Below are 2,100 nucleotides of genomic sequence, written 5' to 3'. Positions count from 1 at the left end.
CCGCCCAGTCCGCCGGTCTGTAACCGGCATGTGAGATTTCGAGGAGAGAGATCCATGTTGCATCAGTTGAAAATCAGGACCACGGCCGGGCGCGGCCGGCTGTTCGACAGCATTCTCGACACGGTCGGCGACACGCCGGTCATCCGCATCAACAATCTCGGGCCGGGTCACGCGACGATCTATGTGAAGGCCGAGTTCTTCAATCCGGCGGCCTCGGTGAAGGACCGGCTGGCGCTCAACATCATCGAGGAAGGCGAGCGCAGCGGCAAGCTCAAGGCCGGCCAGACGGTCGTGGAGGCAACGAGCGGCAACACCGGCATCGGCCTTGCCATGGTCTGCGCGCAGAAAGGCTATCCGCTGGTGGTGACGATGGCCGACAGCTTCTCCATCGAGCGCCGCAAGCTGATGCGCATGCTGGGCGCCAAGGTGGTGCTAACGCCGCGCGCCCAGAAGGGTTTCGGCATGTACAAGAAGGCGGTGGAGCTCGCCGAGGCCAATGGCTGGTTCCTGGCGCGCCAATTCGAGACGGAAGCCAATGCCGCCATCCATGAGGCGACCACGGGCCGCGAGATCATCAACGATTTCGCGGGCTCAAGGCTGGACTATCTGGTTACCGGCTACGGCACGGGCGGCACGGTGACCGGCGTTGGCCGCGTGCTGCGCCAGGAACGGCCGGAAGTCAGGATCGTGCTCGCCGAGCCGGCGAACGCGCAGCTGATCGGCAGCGGCAAGGCCCAGGAGCGCGGCGCCGGCGGCGCGCCGGCCGCCAGCCATCCGGCTTTCGAGCCACATCCGATCCAGGGCTGGACTCCTGACTTCATCCCCAATGTGCTGCAGGAGGCGATCGACCAGCGCTACTATGACGAGGTGGTGCCGATCCCTGGTCCCGAAGGCATCAAGTGGGCGAAGGCGCTGGCGCAGCAGGAAGGTATCTTCACCGGCATCTCCGGCGGCGCCACCTTCGCCGTGGCGCGCCAGATCGCCGGTAAGGCCCCGGCGGGCTCGGTGATCCTGTGCATGCTGCCCGACACTGGCGAACGCTACATGTCGACGCCGCTCTTCGACGGCATCGAGGCCGAGATGGACGCCGAGGAGACGGCGCTGTCGCGCTCGACGCCCAGTTGCCAGTTCGAGGCCTGACGACGATCCGCGGCGTCGTCCATTTTCGAGTGGCGACGCCGCGGTGATTGGCTGCACATTGGCCGATCTGGAAAGGGCTGCGGGAGAAATCGCATGGATAGCTTGCGGGAATTAACGGCCGCTGACGAAACGCTCGATCCGGCGGACTGGGCCGATGCGGAAGCGCTCTCGCACCGGATACTCGATGACGCCATCACCTATCTCAGGGATGTGCGTGAGCGTCCGGTGTGGCGCGAGATGCCGGCCGAGGTGCGATCGTTCTTCAAGACACCCCTGCCGCGATCGCCGGCGCCGGTGGCCGAGGTCTATGACGATGTCGCCCGCAACGTCATGCCTTATCCGATGGGCAACATCCATCCGCGTTTCTGGTCCTGGTATATGGGGGCCAGCAACTTCACCGGCGCGATCGGCGATTTCCTGGCCGCGATCCAGGGGTCCAATCTCGGCGGCGGCAACCATGCCGCCGGCTTGCTGGACAGCCAGGTGGTCAACTGGATGAAGGAGATGATGGGCTTCCCGGCCTCGTCCAGCGGCACGCTGGTCAGCGGCGGTTCGATGGCCAACATCATCGGCTTGACCGTGGCGCGCAACGCCAAGGCCGGCGTCGACGTGCGCGAGCGGGGTGTCGCCGCTATGCCGAAGCCGTTGCGCTACTACGCTTCGGACCAGGTCCATTCCTGCCACCGCAAGGCCATGGAAGCGCTTGGCCTCGGCAACCGGGCGCTGCGGCGAATCCCGACCGACGCAGGGTTGCGCATCGACATCGGCGCGCTCAAAGCGGCCATCGCGGAGGATCGCGAGGCGGGTTTCAAGCCGGCCTGCGTGATCGGCACCGCCGGCACGGTCAACACCGGCGCGGTCGACGATCTGCAGGTGCTGGCGAAAGTGGCGGCCGAAGAAGACCTCTGGTTCCATGTCGACGGCTGCATCGGCGCGCTGATCGCGATCGCGCCCGAGAAC

Annotated in this window: 2 protein-coding genes; both read left to right on the top strand. The window is 66.0% G+C overall.

Going from position 1 to position 2,100, the window contains the following annotated elements:
• The first annotated feature begins 54 nt into the window (after positions 1-54).
• Positions 55-1,140, top strand: a complete 1,086-nt coding sequence (locus EOA27_RS33440; protein ID WP_126081624.1) for a pyridoxal-phosphate dependent enzyme — start codon at positions 55-57, stop codon at positions 1,138-1,140.
• A 93-nt stretch (positions 1,141-1,233) separates the two neighbouring features.
• A partial coding sequence (locus EOA27_RS33435) for a pyridoxal-dependent decarboxylase (protein ID WP_245491244.1) occupies positions 1,234-2,100 on the top strand: 867 nt, incomplete at its 3' end.

Origin of the sequence: Mesorhizobium sp. M2A.F.Ca.ET.037.01.1.1 (assembly GCF_003998075.1) — a bacterium.
Lineage (GTDB): Bacteria > Pseudomonadota > Alphaproteobacteria > Rhizobiales > Rhizobiaceae > Mesorhizobium.
Note: the sequence above shows the minus strand (reverse complement) of the source record. Positions and strands in the feature narration are given on the sequence as shown.